General features: G+C 68.5%; 17 protein-coding genes. 13 read left to right on the top strand and 4 right to left on the bottom strand.

What is annotated here, in order from left to right:
• The 3 genes from ACSVC7_RS27515 to ACSVC7_RS27505 form a co-directional block, all read left to right on the top strand.
• Positions 1 to 1,021, top strand: a 1,021-nt coding sequence (locus ACSVC7_RS27515; RefSeq protein WP_483508891.1) for a transketolase C-terminal domain-containing protein, incomplete at its 5' end; no start/stop codon positions are given.
• Between the two features lie 62 nt (positions 1,022 to 1,083).
• Positions 1,084 to 2,904, top strand: a complete 1,821-nt coding sequence (locus tag ACSVC7_RS27510; RefSeq protein WP_448207074.1) for an ABC transporter ATP-binding protein — start codon at positions 1,084 to 1,086, stop codon at positions 2,902 to 2,904.
• 112 nt (positions 2,905 to 3,016) lie between these two features.
• Positions 3,017 to 4,279: a M16 family metallopeptidase gene (locus ACSVC7_RS27505; RefSeq protein ID WP_448207075.1), complete on the top strand. Its 1,263-nt coding sequence runs from the start codon at positions 3,017 to 3,019 to the stop codon at positions 4,277 to 4,279.
• On the opposite strand, the gene ACSVC7_RS27500 is transcribed toward ACSVC7_RS27505, so the two are convergent.
• Positions 4,263 to 5,195 carry a hydrogen peroxide-inducible genes activator gene (locus tag ACSVC7_RS27500; RefSeq protein ID WP_448207076.1) on the bottom strand — a complete coding sequence of 311 codons (933 nt, stop codon included), beginning with the start codon at positions 5,193 to 5,195 and terminating at the stop codon, positions 4,263 to 4,265. The genes ACSVC7_RS27505 and ACSVC7_RS27500 overlap by 17 nt on opposite strands.
• A gap of 179 nt (positions 5,196 to 5,374) precedes the next feature.
• Here ACSVC7_RS27500 and ahpC point away from each other — a divergent pair, with 179 nt between their 5' ends.
• The 4 genes from ahpC to msrQ all read left to right on the top strand — a co-directional run bounded on the left by ahpC (position 5,375) and on the right by msrQ (position 9,426).
• Positions 5,375 to 5,938 (top strand): alkyl hydroperoxide reductase subunit C, encoded by a 564-nt coding sequence (gene ahpC / locus ACSVC7_RS27495; protein WP_448207077.1) that lies wholly within the window; start codon positions 5,375 to 5,377, stop codon positions 5,936 to 5,938.
• 100 nt (positions 5,939 to 6,038) lie between these two features.
• Positions 6,039 to 7,619: an alkyl hydroperoxide reductase subunit F gene (gene ahpF, locus ACSVC7_RS27490; RefSeq protein WP_448207078.1), complete on the top strand. Its 1,581-nt coding sequence runs from the start codon at positions 6,039 to 6,041 to the stop codon at positions 7,617 to 7,619.
• 207 nt (positions 7,620 to 7,826) lie between these two features.
• Positions 7,827 to 8,768: a protein-methionine-sulfoxide reductase catalytic subunit MsrP gene (gene msrP, locus ACSVC7_RS27485; RefSeq protein WP_448207079.1), complete on the top strand. Its 942-nt coding sequence runs from the start codon at positions 7,827 to 7,829 to the stop codon at positions 8,766 to 8,768.
• 1 nt (position 8,769) lies between these two features.
• Positions 8,770 to 9,426, top strand: coding sequence for a protein-methionine-sulfoxide reductase heme-binding subunit MsrQ (msrQ, locus tag ACSVC7_RS27480; protein ID WP_448207080.1), 657 nt, complete (start codon positions 8,770 to 8,772; stop codon positions 9,424 to 9,426).
• Here msrQ and ACSVC7_RS27475 read toward each other — a convergent pair.
• Positions 9,378 to 9,779, bottom strand: coding sequence for a PRC-barrel domain-containing protein (locus ACSVC7_RS27475; RefSeq protein ID WP_448207081.1), 402 nt, complete (start codon positions 9,777 to 9,779; stop codon positions 9,378 to 9,380). The two genes, msrQ and ACSVC7_RS27475, sit on opposite strands and share 49 nt — an antisense overlap.
• A 119-nt stretch (positions 9,780 to 9,898) precedes the next feature.
• Here ACSVC7_RS27475 and ACSVC7_RS27470 point away from each other — a divergent pair, with 119 nt between their 5' ends.
• Positions 9,899 to 11,119: an ATP-dependent DNA helicase gene (locus ACSVC7_RS27470; protein WP_448207082.1), complete on the top strand. Its 1,221-nt coding sequence runs from the start codon at positions 9,899 to 9,901 to the stop codon at positions 11,117 to 11,119.
• A 136-nt stretch (positions 11,120 to 11,255) separates the two neighbouring features.
• Here the strand turns inward: ACSVC7_RS27470 and ACSVC7_RS27465 are convergent, their stop codons facing one another.
• A complete protein-coding gene (locus ACSVC7_RS27465; protein ID WP_448207083.1) occupies positions 11,256 to 12,080 on the bottom strand; it encodes a DUF2249 domain-containing protein in 825 nt (274 codons plus the stop codon).
• Positions 12,081 to 12,414: 334 nt separating this feature from the next.
• On the opposite strand from ACSVC7_RS27465, the gene ACSVC7_RS27460 reads away from it, so the two are divergent.
• The 5 genes from ACSVC7_RS27460 (at position 12,415) to ACSVC7_RS27440 (ending at position 17,406) form a co-directional block, all read left to right on the top strand.
• Positions 12,415 to 12,867, top strand: coding sequence for a c-type cytochrome (locus tag ACSVC7_RS27460; protein ID WP_448207084.1), 453 nt, complete (start codon positions 12,415 to 12,417; stop codon positions 12,865 to 12,867).
• An 18-nt stretch (positions 12,868 to 12,885) separates the two neighbouring features.
• Complete coding sequence (locus ACSVC7_RS27455) at positions 12,886 to 14,235, top strand: cbb3-type cytochrome c oxidase subunit I (RefSeq protein ID WP_448207085.1); 1,350 nt, start codon at positions 12,886 to 12,888, stop codon at positions 14,233 to 14,235.
• A gap of 147 nt (positions 14,236 to 14,382) precedes the next feature.
• Positions 14,383 to 15,195: a CbbQ/NirQ/NorQ/GpvN family protein gene (locus ACSVC7_RS27450; RefSeq protein WP_448207086.1), complete on the top strand. Its 813-nt coding sequence runs from the start codon at positions 14,383 to 14,385 to the stop codon at positions 15,193 to 15,195.
• A gap of 21 nt (positions 15,196 to 15,216) precedes the next feature.
• Entirely contained in the window at positions 15,217 to 17,130 is a 1,914-nt protein-coding gene (locus ACSVC7_RS27445; RefSeq protein WP_448207087.1) for a nitric oxide reductase activation protein NorD, read from the top strand.
• Positions 17,131 to 17,250: 120 nt separating this feature from the next.
• Complete coding sequence (locus ACSVC7_RS27440) at positions 17,251 to 17,406, top strand: hypothetical protein (RefSeq protein WP_448207088.1); 156 nt, start codon at positions 17,251 to 17,253, stop codon at positions 17,404 to 17,406.
• Here the strand turns inward: ACSVC7_RS27440 and ACSVC7_RS27435 are convergent.
• Positions 17,396 to 18,448: an apurinic/apyrimidinic endonuclease family protein gene (locus ACSVC7_RS27435; RefSeq protein ID WP_448207089.1), complete on the bottom strand. Its 1,053-nt coding sequence runs from the start codon at positions 18,446 to 18,448 to the stop codon at positions 17,396 to 17,398. The genes ACSVC7_RS27440 and ACSVC7_RS27435 overlap by 11 nt on opposite strands.
• Positions 18,449 to 18,482: the final 34 nt, after the last annotated feature.

The raw sequence follows: 18,482 nt of genomic DNA, 5'->3' as shown, positions 1-18,482 counted from the left end.
CGCCGTCGCCAAGTTCGACGTCATCACCGGCGCCCAGGCCAAGCCGGCCTCCAACGCCCCGACCTACACCCGCGTCTTCGCCAACGCCCTGATCGCCGAGGCCGCCGCCGACCCGTCGGTGCTCGCCATCACCGCGGCCATGCCCTCGGGCACCGGGCTCGACCTGTTCGCCCAGCGCTTCCCGGACCGCTGCTTCGACGTCGGCATCGCCGAGCAGCACGCGGTGACCTTCGCCGCCGGGCTGGCCTGCGAGGGCTTCCGGCCGTTCTGCGCCATCTACTCCACCTTCCTGCAGCGCGCCTACGACCAGGTGGTGCACGACGTCGTCCTGCAGCACCTGCCGGTGCGCTTCGCGCTCGACCGCGCCGGGCTGGTCGGGGCGGACGGGGCCACCCACGCCGGCTCCTTCGACGTGGCCTATCTCGGCTGCCTGCCCGACATCGTGCTGATGGCTGCGGCGGACGAGCTGGAGCTGATGCACATGGTGGCGACCAGCGCGGCCATCGACGACCGCGCCTCCGCGCTGCGCTACCCGCGCGGCGAGGGCGTCGGGCTGGAACTGCCGGAGCGTGGGCTGGTGCTGCCCATCGGCAAGGGCCGGGTGGTGCAGGAAGGCAGCAAGGTGGCCATCCTCAGCTACGGCACCCGGCTGGGCGAGGCGCGCAAGGCGGCGGCCGAGCTGGCCGCGCGGGGCCTGTCCACGACGGTGGCCGACGCGCGCTTCGCCAAGCCGCTGGACGAGGACCTCGTGCGCCAGTTGGCCCTGCACCACGAGGTGCTGATCACCATCGAGGAGGGCTCCGTCGGCGGCTTCGGCAGCTTCGTGCTGCAGTTCCTCGCCACATCCGGGCTGCTCGATGGGGGCCTGAAGATCCGCCCGCTGGTGCTGCCCGACCGCTTCCTCGACCACGACAGCCCGGCCAAGCAGTATGACGAGGCTGGCTTGTCCGCCCGCCACATCGTCGCCACCGCCTTGCAGGCCCTGGGCAGCCTGCCGGAGCGGCTTGCGACCATCCTCTGATGACCTTCCAATGATCTGGGGTGTTGTCAGGGGGAACGCTTCCTGACCCGAGGATCGGATTGTTGGACCGGCACCCGCAGACCTCCGCCCCCCGCAAGAGCCGCGGCCTGTGGCGCCTCTATGGCGCGCTCTGGCATTTCGCGGCGGGCAGCCGGCATCTGGTCGTGCTGTTCTTCGCGCTGCTGGTCGGCGCGCAGTTGGCGCGGCTGGCGGTGCCCTACTTCTTCGGGCAGGCGGTCAACGCCTTGCAGGACACCCGCGCGCAGGACATTCGGGCGGCGGGCTTCGCGCTGCTGCTGATGCTGGCGGCGGGGGTGATCGGCTGGCTGCTGCACGGTCCCGGCCGGGTGGTGGAGCGCTTCACCGCCCTGAAGATCCGCGAACGCTTCTCCGACGCGGTCTACGCCAAGCTGATGTGCCTGCCCATGGGCTGGCACGAGACCCACCATTCCGGCGAGACGATCCAGCGCGTCGGCAAGGCCAACCTCGCCCTGTTCGGCTTCGCCCAGAACCAATGGACCTACCTGCGCAACGCGGTCGGGCTGTTCGGGCCTCTGGTGGCGATCTTCGCCATCTCCCCGCCGGTCGGGGCCGTGGCGGTCGCGGCCTACGCGGTGCTGGGGCTGGTCGTGCTGCGGCTGGACCGCACCATGGCCCGCCTGATCGACGACGAGAACGTGGCGGAGCGGCGCTACACGGCGGAGATGGTGGACAGCCTGGGCAACGTCGGCACGGTGCTGACCCTGCGGCTGGAGGAGGCGACGCGCAAGGCCATGATGGGCCGCCTGCACGCGGTCTTCGCCCCGCTTCGCCGCAACATCGTGATCAATGAGACGAAGTGGCTGACCATCGAGCTGTTCGGGCAGGTGCTGCGCGTCGGTTTGGTGGCCTTCTACGCGTGGCTGGAATGGCGCTCGGCGGGCGTGATCATGGTCGGCACGGCGGTCATGGTCTATCAGTATTCGGAGCAGATCGGCGACGTGGTCGGCTCCTTCGCCACGCAATGGCAGGACATCGTGCGCAGCGGCACCGACCTGTCCGGTGCCGACGAAATCTTCGACGCCAAGGAACGCCGGGGCTTCGGCGGCCATGTGCCGGACGACTGGCGGGAAATTCACGCGGAGGGCCTGCGATTCCACCACCCGAACCGGCGCAGCGCCGCCCCGACGCTGGACGACGTGTCGATCACGTTGCGGCGCGGTGACCGCATCGCGCTGGTGGGGGAAAGCGGGTCGGGCAAAAGCTCCCTGATGCGGGTGCTGAGCGGCCTGTACGAGGCCGGCGCGGTGCGTTTCCACATCGATGGGGTGGAACATCCGGAACTGGTCGACCTGCGCTCCGCCGCCACGCTGATCCCCCAGGACCCGGAGATCTTCGAGAACACGGTGGAACACAACATCACCATGGGCGTGGAGCACGGCGCCGACGCCGTCCGTCGCGCCTGCGACCTCGCCCGCCTCACCCCCATCGTGGAGGCCATGCCCCAGGGGCTGAACACCCGCATCGTGGAGCGCGGCGGCAACCTGTCCGGCGGGCAGAAGCAGCGGCTGGCGCTGGCGCGCGGCATCCTGGCCGCCAAGACCAGCTCCATCATCATGCTGGACGAGCCGACCAGCAGCCTCGATCCAGCGACGGAGGCGCAGGTCTACGGCAACCTGATGGCGGAATTCCCCGACTCCTGCATCGTGTCCTCCATCCACCGCCTGCACCTGCTGCCGCGCTTCGGCACCGTCGTCTACATGTACGACGGGCGGATTCTGGACATCGGCACCCTGCCGGACCTGCTCCGCCGCCAGCCGCGCTTCCGCGAACTGTGGGAACAGGCCACCGCCGAGCAGGGCAATCCCGAGCGGGTGACCGTCATCGATGAGGACGCGGCCTAAAATCCCCTCTCCCATCGGAGATGGGCGAGGGGGAATAAAGCCCACCTGTTGTCCCGCCGCCCCCGGCGCCCTACCTCCTAAGAATCATCGCCGCCCATCCAGGAGAGTGTTTGTGACGATCCGACTGACCACCCTGCCCAACGGCTTCCGCGTGCTGACCGACCATCTGCCCCATCTCGGCACGATCACCAGCGGGGTCTGGGTCGGGGTGGGCGCCCGCAACGAGCGGCCGGAGGTGAACGGCATCGCCCACTTCCTGGAGCACATGATCTTCAAAGGGACGGAGACCCGCGACGCGCTGGACATCGCGCTGGAGATCGAGAACCGCGGCGGCGACTTCAACGCCTACACGGACTACGACGTCACCGCCTACTACACGCAGATGGCCGCCAAGCATGTGGACGTGTCCTGCGAGATCATCGGCGACATCGTCCTGAACTCCGTCTTCCCGCAGGAGGAGGTGGAGAAGGAGCGCGGCGTCGTCATTCAGGAGATTGGCCGCTACGCCGACGAGCCGGAGGACGTGGTCTACGAGGCGCTGCGCCGCACCGCCTTCGAGGGGCAGGCGCTGGGCCGTCCGATCCTGGGGCCGAAGGAAAACGTCGCCAACTTCGGGCGGGAGCATCTGCTGGACTACGTCGCCCATTACGACCCGCGCCACATGGTTTACGTGGTGTCCGGCAACGTCGATCACGACACGGTGGTGCGCCGGGTGGAGATGCTGTTCGGCCATCTGACGCCCAAGGACGCCCCCTTCCACGAGGCGGTCGCCAACAAGGGCGGGGCCGCCCTGCTGCCGCGCGAGGCGGAGCAGGTGCATTTCATGGCGGCCTTTCCGGGCGTGGGCTCGGACGATCCGGCCAGCTACGCGCTGCGCCACCTCGCCAACATCCTGGGCGGCGGCATGACCTCCCGCCTGTTCCAAGAAATCCGGGAAAAGCGCGGGCTGGTCTATTCGGTCTACGCCACGCCGATCCAGTACGCCGACGGGGGCGCGCTCGGCTTCTACGCCGGGACGGGGCCGGAGGAGGTGGCGGCGCTGGTGCCGGTCTTCTTCGAGGAGCTGCGCAAGGTGCAGGACGGCGTCACCGCCGCCGAGTTGGAACGGTCGAAGGAGCAGATGCGCTTCTCCGTCGGCAAGTCGCTGGAATCGACCATGCGCCGCGCCGACCGCTTCGCCCGCACCCTGCTGCGCACCGGCGAGATCCGCACGATCGAGCAGATCTTCGACCGCATCGATTCGGTGCGCGTCGAGGACGTTGCCGAGACCGCCCGCAGCCTGTTCGCCGGCCCGATGGCCGTGTCGGCGGTGGGCGTGCTCGACCGGCTGCCGTCCTTCGACGACATGCAGGGCCTGCTCAGGCAGGCTGCGTGACGGGCTCCAGCGCCGCCGGTTCGAGCGCCTTGGTCAGCGCCGCCGCCAACTGCCGGAAGGTTTCCTTCCGGCCGGAGGTGCGGCGCCAGACCAGCCCGATCCGGCGGAAGGGCCGGGCGGCGTCGATCGGGCGCACCTCCACGTTGAGGCCCCGCAGGATGCCCGAGTCGAGCGCCATCTGCGGCAACAGCGTCACGCCAAGGCCGTTCGCGACCATCTGGACCAGCGTGTGCAGGCTGGTTCCCTGGAACGCGGCGTTTTGCCGCGCCCCGTCCAGCGAGCAGGCGGCCAGCGCATGATCGCGCAGGCAATGGCCGTCCTCCAGCAGCAGCAGGTCGTCCATCGCCATGTCGGACGGCCGCGCCGCCTTGACCTTGCACAGCCGGTGCCCCGGCGGGCAGACGACGGAGAAGCGGTCCTCCGCGATGTCCACCGATTCCACGTCGCCGGAGGGATAGGGCAGGGCCAGCAGGGCGGCGTCCAGCTCTCCGCCTTCGAGCCGGTCCAGCAGGCGCGCGGTCTGGTCCTCCCGCAGGTAGAGCTTCAGCTTGGGGAAGGCCTCGCGCAGGGCCGGCATGACGCGCGGGATCAGGAACGGCCCGATCGTCGGGATCACGCCCAGATGCAGCGGCCCGGCCATGGCGTCCTCCACCGAGCGGGCGACGTCCACCAGATCCTCCGCCCCCTTCAGCAGGGCGCGGGCGCGTTCCGCGATCTCCCGGCCCAGCGGGGTCGGCAGCACGGTGCGCTTGGTGCGCTCCAGAAGCGGCGCGCCGAGGAGGTTTTCCAGCTCCTGAATGCCGGCGGAGAGGGTGGATTGACTGACGAGGCAGGCTTCCGCCGCGCGGCCGAAGTGGCAGCGATCGACGACGGCAACGAGATAGTGGAGCTGGCGAAGGGTGGGCAGCGGCTTCATGCGGTGGAGTGTAATCGATTTTATCGATCACCGCGATCAGTATTTTTCGTTTCCCTCTCTGATCGCTTCCCCCTAACGTTCGGGGCGTCACGAGACCAACGAGGGGGAGCGGACGGCCGGCGGGCCACGCGGGACGCCGGATCAACGCTTGCCCGAATCATCAGACTGATGGAGAACACATGTCTTTGATCAACACCGAAGTGAAGCCCTTCAAGGCGACCGCCTTCAAGAACGGCAAGTTCATCGACGTGTCGGATGCCGACCTGAAGGGCAAGTGGTCGGTCGTCTTCTTCTACCCGGCCGACTTCACCTTCGTGTGCCCGACCGAGCTTGAGGATCTGGCCGACAACTACGCCGAGTTCCAGAAGGTCGGCGTCGAGATCTACAGCGTGTCGACCGACACCCACTTCTGCCACAAGGCCTGGCACGACACCTCGCCGGCCATCAAGAAGATCGAGTACACCATGGTCGGCGACCCGACCGGTGTCATCTCCCGCAACTTCGAAGTCATGATCGAGGAGAAGGGTCTGGCCGACCGCGGCACCTTCGTGATCGACCCGAACGGCAAGATCCAGATCGTCGAGATCAACGCCGGCGGCGTCGGCCGTGACGCCCGCGAGCTGCTCCGCAAGGTCAAGGCCGCCCAGTACGTCGCCTCGCACCCCGGCGAAGTCTGCCCGGCCAAGTGGGAAGAAGGTCAGAAGACCCTCGCCCCGTCGCTGGACCTGGTCGGCAAGATCTAAGTCCACGGCTGTACCGTGCATGTCCCTGGACCCGGTTCCCACCGGGTCCAGGGCACAGCCCACCTTCGCGCCGCATTCCACCGTTTCGGGAGCCAGTCTCGTGTTGGACGATAATGTGAAGGGCCAGCTCAAGGCCTATTTCGAGCGAATCACTCAGCCCGTCGAACTGGTGGCATCCCTGGACGACGGCGCCAAGTCCCAGGAACTCCTCGACCTCCTCCAGGACGTCGCCGCGCAGTCGGACAAGATCACTTTGGTCCGGCGCGATGACGATGCCCGCAAGCCCTCCTTCGCGATCAACCGCGCCGGTACGGACATCGGCGTGCGCTTCGCGGGGCTGCCGCTGGGGCACGAGTTCAATTCCCTCATCCTCGCGCTGCTGCAGGTCGGCGGCCACCCGGCGAAGGAATCGCCGGAGGTCATCGAGCAGGTGAAGGCGCTGGAGGGTGACTACGTCTTTGAAACCTATTTCTCGCTTTCCTGCCAGAACTGCCCCGACGTGGTGCAGGCCCTGAACCTGATGAGCGTGCTGAACCCCCGGATCAAGCATGTCGCCATCGACGGCGCGCTGTTCCAGGGCGAGGTCGAGGCGCGCAAGGTCATGGCCGTCCCGTCGATCTACCTGAACGGCGAGCCGTTTGGCCAGGGCCGCATGGGGCTGGAGCAGATCCTTGCCAAGATCGATACCGGCGCGGTGGCCCGCGAGGCGGAGAAGATCAAGGCCAAGGATGCCTTCGACGTTCTGGTGATCGGCGGCGGCCCGGCCGGTTCGGCGGCGGCGGTCTACGCGGCCCGCAAGGGCATCCGCACGGGCATCGCGGCGGAGCGTTTCGGCGGCCAGGTGCTGGACACCATGGCGATCGAGAACTTCATCTCCGTTCCGCACACCGAGGGGCCGAAGCTGGCCGCGGCGCTGGAGCAGCACGTCAAGGACTATGACGTGGACATCATGAACCTCCAGCGCGCCGAAAAGCTGATCCCGGCGTCGGAGCCCGGCGGCCTGATCGAGGTGCAGCTGGCCAGCGGCGCATCGCTGAAGTCCAAGACGGTCATCCTGTCCACCGGCGCCCGCTGGCGGCAGATGAACGTCCCCGGCGAGGACGAGTACCGCAACAAGGGCGTGGCCTACTGCCCGCACTGCGACGGCCCGCTGTTCAAGGGCAAGCGCGTGGCGGTGATCGGCGGTGGCAACTCCGGCGTCGAAGCGGCCATCGACTTGGCCGGCATCGTCGCCCAGGTCACGCTGATCGAGTTCGACACTCAACTGCGCGCCGACGCGGTGCTCCAGCGCAAGCTGTACAGCCTGCCGAACGTCACCGTCATCACCCACGCCCAGACCACCGAGGTCCACGGCGACGGCGAGAAGGTGACCGGCCTCAGCTACAAGGACCGCACCAGCGGCGAGCTGCGCCGCATCGATCTGGAAGGCATCTTCGTCCAGATCGGTCTGGTGCCGAACACCGAATGGCTGAAGGGCGCGCTGGCCCTGTCCCCGCGCGGCGAGATCGAGGTGGACGCGCACGGCCGCACCTCCGTCCCCGGCGTCTTCGCCGCAGGCGACGCGACCACGGTGCCGTACAAGCAGATCATCATCGCCATGGGCGAGGGATCGAAGGCGGCGCTGTCGGCCTTCGACTTCCTGATCCGGTCGGTCCCGGTCGCGGCGGTCGCGGCGGCGTAAGATTGCGGTTGCCCCCTCCCGCCCGCTTCGCGGGCACCCTCCCCCGCCTTTGGCGGTGGAGGGGAACAGGCCCCCTCTCCCGCGAAGCGGGGGAGGGCTGGGGAGGGGGCAAAACGCCCTCACGCGATCGTGTTCCCGCTGTGATTCGCCCTCCGCCGACACCAGGATTACTGTGATATCCATGGATGTCCGCCTGGAGTCGCCCGAATGTTGCTGAAATTCCGCGCCGCGTCGCAGGCCCGCGAGGACGAGGTCACGCCCAAGGGGCTGTTCCTGTCCCGGCGCTCGGTCATCGCGGGCGGGGCCGCCGCCCTGGCGGTCGGGAGCGGCTTTCCCCTGCTGTCCAGCGCCGCCACCTTCGACGCCAAGACGACCGTCAGCCCGCCGGACGCGAAGCTCGATGCCGTGACGCCGATCAAGTCGGCCACCACCTACAACAACTTCTACGAATTCGGCACCGGCAAGACCGATCCGTCCGAATATGCCGGGAAGCTGCGCACGCGCCCCTGGACGGTCGTCGTGGACGGCGAGGTGGCGAAGCCCACGACCTTCGGCATCGAGGATCTGCTGGCCTTCCCGCTGGAGGAGCGCATCTACCGGCTGCGCTGCGTCGAGGCCTGGTCGATGGTGATCCCCTGGATCGGCTTCCCGGTCGCCGAGCTTCTGAAGCGGGTGGAGCCCACCGGTTCCGCCAAATACGTCGCCTTCCAAACTTTGAACGACCCGGCGCAGATGCCCGGCCAGCGGTTGGGGGTGATCGACTGGCCTTATGTGGAGGGCTTGCGGCTGGACGAGGCCATGCACCCGCTGGCGATCCTGGCCGTGGGCATGTACGGGGACGTGCTGCCGAACCAGAACGGTGCGCCGGTGCGGCTGGTCGTGCCCTGGAAATACGGTTTCAAATCGATCAAGTCCATCGTCCGCATCACCCTGAGGAAGGACCAGCCGCCGACCGCCTGGAACAAGCTGCAACCGCGCGAATACGGCTTCTACGCCAACGTCAACCCGGACGTTGACCATCCGCGCTGGAGCCAGGCGAACGAGCGGCGCGTCGGCGACTTCTTCCGCCGCAAGACGCTGCCCTTCAACGGCTATGCGGAGGAGGTGGCGTCGCTCTACGCCGGCATGGACCTGCGGAAGAACTACTGACATGGCCGTTCCCTTGAAGAAACGACTGACGGTGGCGCTGTCCGCGCGCGCCGCGAAGCCGGCGCTGTTCGTTCTGGCGCTGCTGCCCATGGGCTGGACCGTCTGGCTGGCGCTGACCGGCGGGCTGGGTGCCGAACCGGTGGCGGAGGGTGTGCGGCAGACGGGCCTGTGGGCCTTGCGCTTCCTGCTGATTGCGCTGGCGGTCACGCCGTTGCGCGTGCTGACCGGGGTGGCGGCGCTGGCCCGGTTCCGGCGCATGATTGGGCTGTTCGCCTTCGCCTACGCCGTGGTCCATGTGCTGAGCTACGTTGTCGTGGACCAGTTCTTCGACTGGGCGGCGATCTGGAAGGACATCGTGAAGCGCCCCTACATCACGGTCGGCATGGGCGCCTTCGTGATCCTGTCGGCGCTCGCCGCCACCTCCACCGACAGGATGGTCCGCCGGCTGGGCGGGCGGCGCTGGCGGGCGCTGCACAAGGCGGTGTTCGCGGCGGGGGCGGCGGGCTGCCTGCATTACATGATGCTGGTCAAGGGCTGGCAGATCCCGCCCTTCGTCTATGGGGGCGTGTTCGCCGCGCTGGTTGGGGTCCGGCTCACCAAGGCGCCGGCCTACGGCCGTCCGCGCGCCAGGGAGGTCAGCGCCGCGCTGCCCCGGTAGGCCGGCAGGGCGTGCACGTCGGCGGCGGACAGGCCGCTCAACTCCACGCGGTTGTCGTTGGTCACGGTGCGTATCCGGTCGATGGGGATCGCGACCTTCCGGCTGCCGTCGCTCTCCGCGAGGATGATGTCCTGCGGCGACCGGCAGCGGTCGAGCGTCACGTCCCACACCGTCCCCACCCGCTGGCCGTCGCTGCCCGTGACGGTGCGGTCGATCAGGTCGTCCAAATCGGAGAGCGGCTCGCCCCCGACGACCGGCAAATCCTCCACGCCGGGGCAGGCCGACGCCGCGTGCGCCTGTGGGGCCGCGATGCTGATCAGGGCGGTCATGATTCCGATGGCGAGTGCGCGCATACCGGCCTCCTCTCCATGTGCGTACACAACAACAACGCGATTCGGTGCGGTGGGTTGCATGCTTTCCCTGCACCGATGTTCGGCGTCGGGGTAAAGTGCCCCACCCCTCGGAGCATGTGATGTCCCAGCCACCGGAAAAGATCAGACCCAGCCGTTCGGAAACGCCGACGGACGAGCAGCACCGCGCCATCCAGGCCATCGACGCGTGGTACACCGACCCCAACGCCAAGCAGATCTTCTGGCTGGCGGGGGAGGCCGGAACCGGCAAGACCAAGACCACCGTCTTCGCGCTGGACCATCTTCAGGAGCGCCGCCGGCTGGAGCATTTCGTCGTCGGGGCGCCGACGGGCAAGGCGGCGCAGGTGCTGCGCTCCAAGGGGCTGGAGCAGGCGGCGACGCTGCATTCGCTGATCTACGCCCCGCGCCAGGACGACGACACGGGGGAGCTGTTCTTCGCCCGCCGGGCGGAAGGCGCCTTCGTCGAGGCCGACCTGATCGTCTGCGACGAGGGCTCGATGATCGGCGACGACGTGGCGGGCGACCTGATCCGGTCGGGCAAGAAGATCCTGATGATCGCCGACGACTACCAGCTTCCGCCGGTGTCGGGGCAGGGCACGCTGACCGCCGGCCAGCCGGACTTCCGTCTTGTGGAGCCGCACCGCACCGCGCGCGAAAGCCCGGTGATCCGGCTGGCCCATCTGCTGCGCCGGCAGGAGCTGCCGCGCCGTTTCGGCTCGGCCGGGAAGGCCCATGTGCTGCCGCTGAACCGGACGACGGAGGGGCTGGCGATGCGCGTGGACACCCAGTCCATCTGCGGCACGCACCGCGTCCGCTCCGACTTCACCCGGCGCATCCGCACGCGCCACGGCTTCGCCACCGTCATGCCCCAGGCCGGGGAGCGGGTGATCTGCCGCCGCAACGACCGGGAGGAAGGTCTTTTCAACGGCATGATCGGCACGCTGACCCGCCCCGCGACCGAGGGGCGCGGCAAGCGCGACGGCCTGTGGTCGCTTGGCGTGCAGATGGAGGACGAGATGCGGATGCGGACCAACCTGCTGGTCCATCCCGGCCTGTTCCAGGCCCACTACAGCGGCGAGCCCGCCCCGACGCGGGTGGACCGGGACATCCAGCTGTTCGACTGGGCGTGGCTGATCACCTGCCACGCCTCCCAGGGGTCGGAGTTCCCATCGGTCACGGTGCTGGACGACTCCGCCGCCTTCCGCGAGCACAAGTGGCGCTGGCTCTACACGGCGGTGACCCGCGCGCGGGAGGAACTGGTGCTGCTGCTGCGGAACGCGGACCTGGGCGGGCCATGGCGGATGCCGGAGTTCGAGAGCTGAACTGGTTGGCCCCCTCCCCAACCCTCCCCCTCTTCGAGGTGGAGGGGGCTGCCGTCGCTCTGCCAAAGCCCCCTCTCCCGCATAGCGGGGGAGGGTCGGGGAGGGGGCAAAGGTCTCCCGACCGACGAACTCTCGCTCAGGCCGCCCCCTTCGGACGCAGGATCAGGCGCACCTCGTTGCCGTGCTTCTGCTTGGCCACGCAGTCCCATCCAAGGCTTTCCAGCTCCGCGTAGAGCGGCAGCGGGTCGCGGTCCAGATGGGCCATGATCGCCGGGGCCTCCCCCGATTCGACCAGCTTCAGGATGGCGTTCAGCGGACCCGGCGGGACCATGCCGCGCACGTCGATGTGGACGACGTTGCCTTCCCGCCAGGTCTCGCCGGGCATCGTCATCGCCGGCTGGGCTGCCGGGGCGCACAGGGCGCGGCGGAAGCAGATGCGCCAGTGGCCGGGCTCCACCAGCCGCCCCACGGACGTGAAGCCCTTGCCGGCCAGCACGCGCCGCAAGGGGGCGGGGTCGAAGGGCGCGTCCACGATGAGGAAGCCGTCCGGCGGCACGTCCCCCGTCACCCGCATCACGTCGGCGAAGGGGTCGCGCCCCGACTCCAGGATCGGGCGCACGTCCAGATGCACGGCCCCCACGGCCTCCGCCTGCGCGAACCAGTCGTTTTGACTGATCGGGGCAGTAGGAGATACAGGCTTTGGGGCCGGCGGTTTTTGGGTCGGGGGCGGGGCGGGTTCGGAGGCCGGACAGAGGTCGCCGTTCAGAACGGCGGCGAAGCGCTCCAGCGGGATGCCTGCCATGCGCGCCGCTTCCCCCACGCGCAGGCGGGCGGGCACGACGTCCTGCACGATCAGGTCCGCGAGCGCGCTGTCGGGACCGAGGAGGGACAGCAGCCGCTCCCGCGCGGACTCGTCGTCGCGCAGGATCTTGAGCAGGGGCTGGTCGGCGGTGATGGTCATGGCGGCCTCGTGAGCCAAAAATGCGGTTTGGGATCGGGGCACGGACGAATGAGGCCGCGATCCGCCTGGGTTGGTGCCGATCATGTCACCACGGAATGCGTTCGTCTTGATTCGCATCAAGAGCCGCCGTGATCAAAGGGCGCAAACAGGGCGGGCGTTCGCGGACGCAACTTCGGTTGATCGGCTTGATTACGGCGGCTTGATCGCGGTCAAGGATAGCCCGACCAATTCAGTCAACTTTCCTGCACGGATGGCGGCACGGCCGCCGATGCACGGGCTCAACGGACGGCCAGTTCTGGTGTTCCGGGAGCCCCGATCCAGGGGAACCGAACGTATGACGGAACGCTTTACCAAGGCGGCCGCCCGGAACATCTTCTACGGCGGATCGCTTTTCTTCTTTGCGGCCTTCGTGTCGCTGACCGCCTTCAGCCACGTTTATGTGGTGAACACCAGCACGGACAAGGCCGGGCTGACCGAAAGCGTCGCCCGCGGCAAGCATGTGTGGGAGAAGAACTCCTGCATCAACTGCCACACCCTGCTGGGCGAAGGTGCCTATTTCGCGCCGGAACTGGGCAATGTCTGGGTTCGCTACGGCGGCGACAAGGACCCGCAGGGTGCGCGCGACGCGCTCAAGGCGTGGTTCGCCGCCCAGCCGAGCGGCATCGAGGGCCGCCGTCAGATGCCGCAGTTCCATCTGACCGACCAGGAGGTCAACGACCTCGCCGACTTCTTCGCCTGGACCAGCCGCATCAACACGCAGAACTGGCCGCCCAAGGTCTCCGGCTGAGGAAAGGACCAATAAGCCATGAAATATGAATCCCAAAAGGTGGCGCTGCCTTTCTTCTACGGCGCGCTGGCCCTGTTCGCGGTGCAGTTGCTGGTCGGCCTTGTCGCCGGCACGGTCTATGTGCTGCCCAACACGCTGTCGGAACTTCTGCCCTTCAACATCCTGCGCATGATCCACACGAACGCGCTGATCGTGTGGCTGCTGATGGGCTTCTTCGGTGCCGCCTATTACCTGATCCCGGAAGAGGCCGAGCGCGAGCTGCACAGCCCGAAGCTGGCCTACATCCAGTTCGGCCTGTTCATGTTCGGGGCGCTGGCCGCGGTCGTCGGCTACGTCTTCCGCATCCATGAGGGGCGCGAGTTCCTGGAGCAGCCGCTGTGGATCAAGGTCGCCATCGTCGTGGTGGCGCTGATCTTCCTCTTCAACATCTCCATGACGGTGCTGAAGGGCCGCAAGACGGTCATCACCAACATCCTGGTGATGGGGCTGTGGGGCATCGCGATCTTCTTCCTGTTCTCCTTCTACAACCCGACCAACCTGGCGCTGGACAAGATGTACTGGTGGTACGTCGTCCATCTGTGGGTCGAGGGCGTGTGGGAACTGGTGATGGCCTCCATCCTCGCCTTCCTCATGATCAAGATGACCGGCGTGGACCGTGAGATCGTTGAGAAGTGGCTGTACGCCATCGTCGGCATGGCCCTGTTCTCCGGCCTGCTGGGCACCGGCCACCACTACTACTGGATCGGCACGCCGGGCTTCTGGCAGTGGATCGGCTCGCTGTTCTCGACGCTGGAAGTCGCCCCGTTCTTCGCGATGGTGATCTTCTCGATCCAGATGGTGCTGAAGGGCGGCCGCAACCACCCGAACAAGGCGGCCCTGCTGTGGTCGGTCGGCTGCGCGGTCTTCGCCTTCCTGGGCGCCGGCGTGTGGGGCTTCCTGCACACGCTGTCCTCGGTCAACTACTACACCCACGGCACGCAGGTCACGGCGGCCCATGGTCACCTGGCTTTCTTCGGCGCCTACGCCATGATCAACCTGGCGATCTTCAGCTACGCCATGCCGCACCTGCGCGGCGTTGCCCCCTACCACCAGACCCTCAACAAGCTGAGCTTCTGGCTGATGTGCGGCGGCATGACGGTGATGACCTTCGCCCTGACCTTCGCCGGCGTCGTGCAGGTCCACCTGCAGCGCGTGCTGGGCATGGACTACATGTCCGTGCAGGATCAGATCGCTCCGTTCTACTGGGTGCGTCTGGCGGCCGGCGTGGCGGTGTTCATCGGTGCCGCGCTGTACCTCTACGCCCTGCTCGGCCCGGTGCCCGCGTCCCGGAAGACCCCGCTGACCGGCGCCGTCCAGCCCGCGGAGTGATCGCCCTCTGAGGACCCTCTCCCCTCCGGGGAGAGGGCAGGGTGAGGGGGATCCGCGATGGCCGAACGTCCGGCAAAAGCGAGTCCCCCTCACCCCGACCCTCTCCCCGGAGGGGAGAGGGAGAAAAACTCCCACCAGGAGAATTCCATGACCCGCAGCGCTCTGGCCGCCGTCGCGGACGACCTCGACATTCCCTACTACCAAGCGGTGGGCGACGAGTGCGAGCTGTTCGAGCACGCCTACCGCCACCGCCTGCCGCTTCTGCTGAAAGGCCCGACGGGCTGCGGCAAGACGCGCTTCGTGTCGCACATGGCGGCGAAGCTGGGGCGTCCGCTCTACACGGTGTCCTGCCACGACGACCTGACCGCGGCCGATCTGACCGGGCGCTACCTGCTGAAGGGCGGCGACACGGTGTGGGTGGACGGGCCGCTGACCCGCGCCGTGCGCGAGGGGGCCATATGCTATCTCGACGAGGTGGTGGAGGCGCGCAAGGACGTGACCGTCGTGCTGCACCCGCTGACCGACGGCCGCCGCCTGCTGCCGCTGGACCGCACGGGCGAACTGCTGGAGGCGCCGGACGGCTTCATGCTGGTCGTCTCCTACAACCCCGGCTACCAGAACGTCCTGAAGGCGCTGAAGCCCAGCACGCGCCAGCGCTTCCTGGCCGTGGAATTCGACTTCCCGGCGCCGGAGTCCGAAATCGCCATCGTCGCCCGCGAAAGCGGTCTGCCGGAAGGGCGCGTCACCCCGCTGGTGCGGCTGGCCGGCGCGCTGCGCGACCTGAAGGGCCAGGATCTGGAGGAGGGCGTCTCGACCCGCCTGCTGGTCTACTGCGCCACGCTGATCCGCTCCGGCATCAAGCCGGACCGCGCCATTCGCACCGCCCTGATCGAACCGCTGACCGACGACGCCGACGTGCGGCAGGCGCTGCTGCGTGTCGCCGACATCGCCCTTGGATGATGGTTGGGAAGTAAAAGCATCATGCTGCTGTCGCTGTTCGAGCCCGAAGAGACCATCGGCCGCCACTGGCACCGCCTGATCGGCGGCCGGTCGAGCTACCCGCGCCACCCCGACGCCGCCGTGGCGCTGGAGGCGATCCGCCCACGGCTGGGGGTGTTCTTCCGGGGCTTGGGTGGCGACCGGAGCGTGCGGCTGGCCGCCGCCGCGCGCAGCAGCTCCGGCCACCGGCTGGCTCTGCTGGAGCGCATCGGGCTCGGCACGGAGAAGATGGAGCGCCCGGCGCTCGACGGCGACGTGCTGCAACTGCCCGCCGTGCTGGACGTCTTCCCCGACGCGGCGTTGAACGAGCGGCTCTACGAGTGGCTGGCCGCCTACTTCGCCCACGCGGAGCCGGCGGCGGAGGCTCCGGCCGACCCGCTGCGGGCCGACGTGCAGGCGTTGCGGCAGGCGAAGGCCACCACGGCGCGCGTCTTCGCCCGCTGGCCGGGCCTGCGGCGGCTGCACGCGGAGCTGGGGGCCGCGCTGCTGGCCGTGCGGCCGAAGCGCCCGCTGCCGAAGGACGAGGCCGCCGTCGAGGCCGCCGTGCTCTCCCTGCTGGGCGCGGGGGAGGGCGGCGCCGTCCTGGACGACGTCGTGCCGCTGGACCGCTTCACCGCACCCGTCGGCTACAAGCCCTTCCTGCCCGTGCCGCTGTGGGGCGAGGTGGCCGGTCGGGTCGAGACCGGCGCATCCGCCGCCACCCAGGACGGCGATGCGGAGACCGGCGCCGAGGAATCCGCCGACAGCGACGGCCAGCGCCGCAAGGCCAAGCGCCGCGACAGCGATCAGGTGCAGCGCGAGGATCCGCTGATCCTGAACCGCTTCGAGAAGCTCCTCGGCCTTGCGGAGATGATGAACATCCCGCGCTCCGTCGAGGACGACGACGAGGAAGGCGCCAAGCAAGCCATCGACGACATGGAGGAGGTGGCGCTCGCCCAGCACCAGAAGAAGCCCTCCACCCGCCTGAAGCTGGACCTGGAACTGGCGCCCTCCGCGGTGGATGCCGCGCCGCTGATGGCGGAGGTGAGCTACCCGGAATGGGACTATCACCGCCGCGCCTACCACGCCGCCCACTGCCGCGTCATCGCCGAACCGGCGTCCGAGGAGGGCGAGGACTGGGCGCCCGATGAGGAGGCGCTGCGCCGCATCCGGCAGGTGCGCCGTCAGTTCGAGGCGCTGCGGCCCAAACGCATGGTCTTCACCGGCCAGCCGGACGGCGATGACCTGGACCTGTCCGCCCTGGTGCGCAGCCGCGCCGATCACCGCGCCGGCGGTTCGGGCAGCGAGCGCGTCTACCAGTCCGTGCGCAGCGCCGCGCGCGATCTGGCCGTGGCGGTGTTGGTGGACGCTTCGCTGTCCACAGACGGCTGGGTGGACGGGCGCCGCGTGCTGGACGTGGAGAAGGAGGCGCTGCTCGCCCTCTCCAACGGCTTGAACGCCTGCGGCGACGACCACGCCATCTTCGCCTTCACCTCCCGGAAGCGGAGCTGGGTGCGGGTGCAGACCGTCAAGGACTTCGACGAACCCCTGACCGCAAAGGTGCAGCGCCGCGTACAGGCCCTGAAGCCCGGCTACTACACGCGCATGGGGGCCGCACTCCGCCACGCCACGGCGCGGCTGGCCGAGCGGCCGAACCGGCACCGGCTGCTGATCCTGCTGTCCGACGGCAAGCCCAACGACACCGACCATTACGAGGGCCGCTACGGCATCGAGGACACGCGCGTCGCCATCCAGGAGGCCCGCCGCCAGGGCATCGCCCTGTTCGGCATCACCGTGGACGCCGAGGCGCGCGACTATTTCCCCTACCTGTTCGGCCGCGGCGGCTACGCCATCTTCCCGCAGGTGTCGCACCTGACCAAGGCTCTGCCTGCCCTGTATCGGCAGGTCGTGGGGTGAACATTCCCCGTAGGTTGTGTTGAAGCCTTGCTTCAACACAACATTTTCGCATCACATCGGTGTGTTGGGTTTCGCGGACGCTCAACCCAACCTACGACGGTGGGTGCAGGAGCGGACATCATGAACGAACCACAGATCGGCCTGCTGATCGTCACCCCGGCGCTGGTCGCCATGGCCATCGCGCTGCACCGGCAGGGCGTCATGACGCGGGGCGGCGCGGTGCTGGCTTCCCTGGCCTCGATCGCCGCCGCGGCCTGGATGTTCTTCACACAGTGAGCGCACCGGTACCCAGCGCGTCCTGCTCCAGGTCATCGACGGCGAGGTTCTTGGCCTTGGCCTCCACCTCGAAGTCGGCCCAGGACAGGTGTGCCGAGACCAGCCGGTTGACGGCGTGGTTCCACATGCGCTGGGAATGCGCGCGCAAGTCCTTGGCCTTCAGCCCACGGGCGGCGAGCGCGGCGTAGTCCGGCAGGGTGTCGGCGGGCCAGTCGTCCAGCAGGTCCTCGCGCGACACGCTGATGTGCGCGACAGGGCGCACGCCGCGCCAGGACGCGACGATTGTGGCGATGCGCGGGTCGTCGGGGCGCATGTATTCGCCCTGCGTCTTCACCCAGTGGTGATGCAGGTCCAGCACGATGGGCACCGCGTCGGCCAGCGGCAGCAGGTCGTCCAGGCCGAAGGACATTTCGTCGTTCTCGACCGTCACCAGATTGCGCGCGTCCTCCGACAGCAGGGCGAAGCCACGGCGGAAGCCGGCAACGCCTTCCGCCCGGCCGCCGCCGTGGATGTTGACGTGGGCTCCCCTGGGGTGCCAGCCGCCGGTCAGGCCCATCAGGCGCAGGATGTCCGCGTGATACTCCAACTCGTCCACCGAGTTCCGGAGCGTCGCCGGATTGGCGCTGTTCAGGACGCAGAACTGGTCGGGGTGCAGCCCGATGCGGATGCCGGCGTCATTGGCCTTGCGGCCGGCGTGGGTCAGGCCGGCTTCGACCAGCGCGCGGACGCTGGGTTCCTGGTACAGACGCCGGCCGATCTCGTGCGTGTAGACCGGGAGCAGGCCGCTGTTGACGCGCAGGAGCCGGCGGTAGGGCGGGTGCTTCGCCACCTCGTCCAGTTGCAGGTGCAGGGCCTGGATGTTCCGGCGCAGCACGTCGGTCAGCTTCTCCACCGCGCGGGCGTCGTTCAGCTTGCTGAGCGCGGAGACGGTCACGGTGCCCGGATTCATGCGCTGGGCCAGCTTGGCGTCGCCGTCCGGCGGGATGAACTGGCAGCACCAGCCGAGGCGCGGGACGGACGGGCTTCCGGTCGCGGTGGGCACGGGACGCTTCTCCGGTCGGGGTAGGCCGACTGAT

The sequence above is a fragment of the Azospirillum mesophilum genome (assembly GCF_053470405.2).
This window is presented reverse-complemented; position numbering and strand designations above follow the sequence as displayed.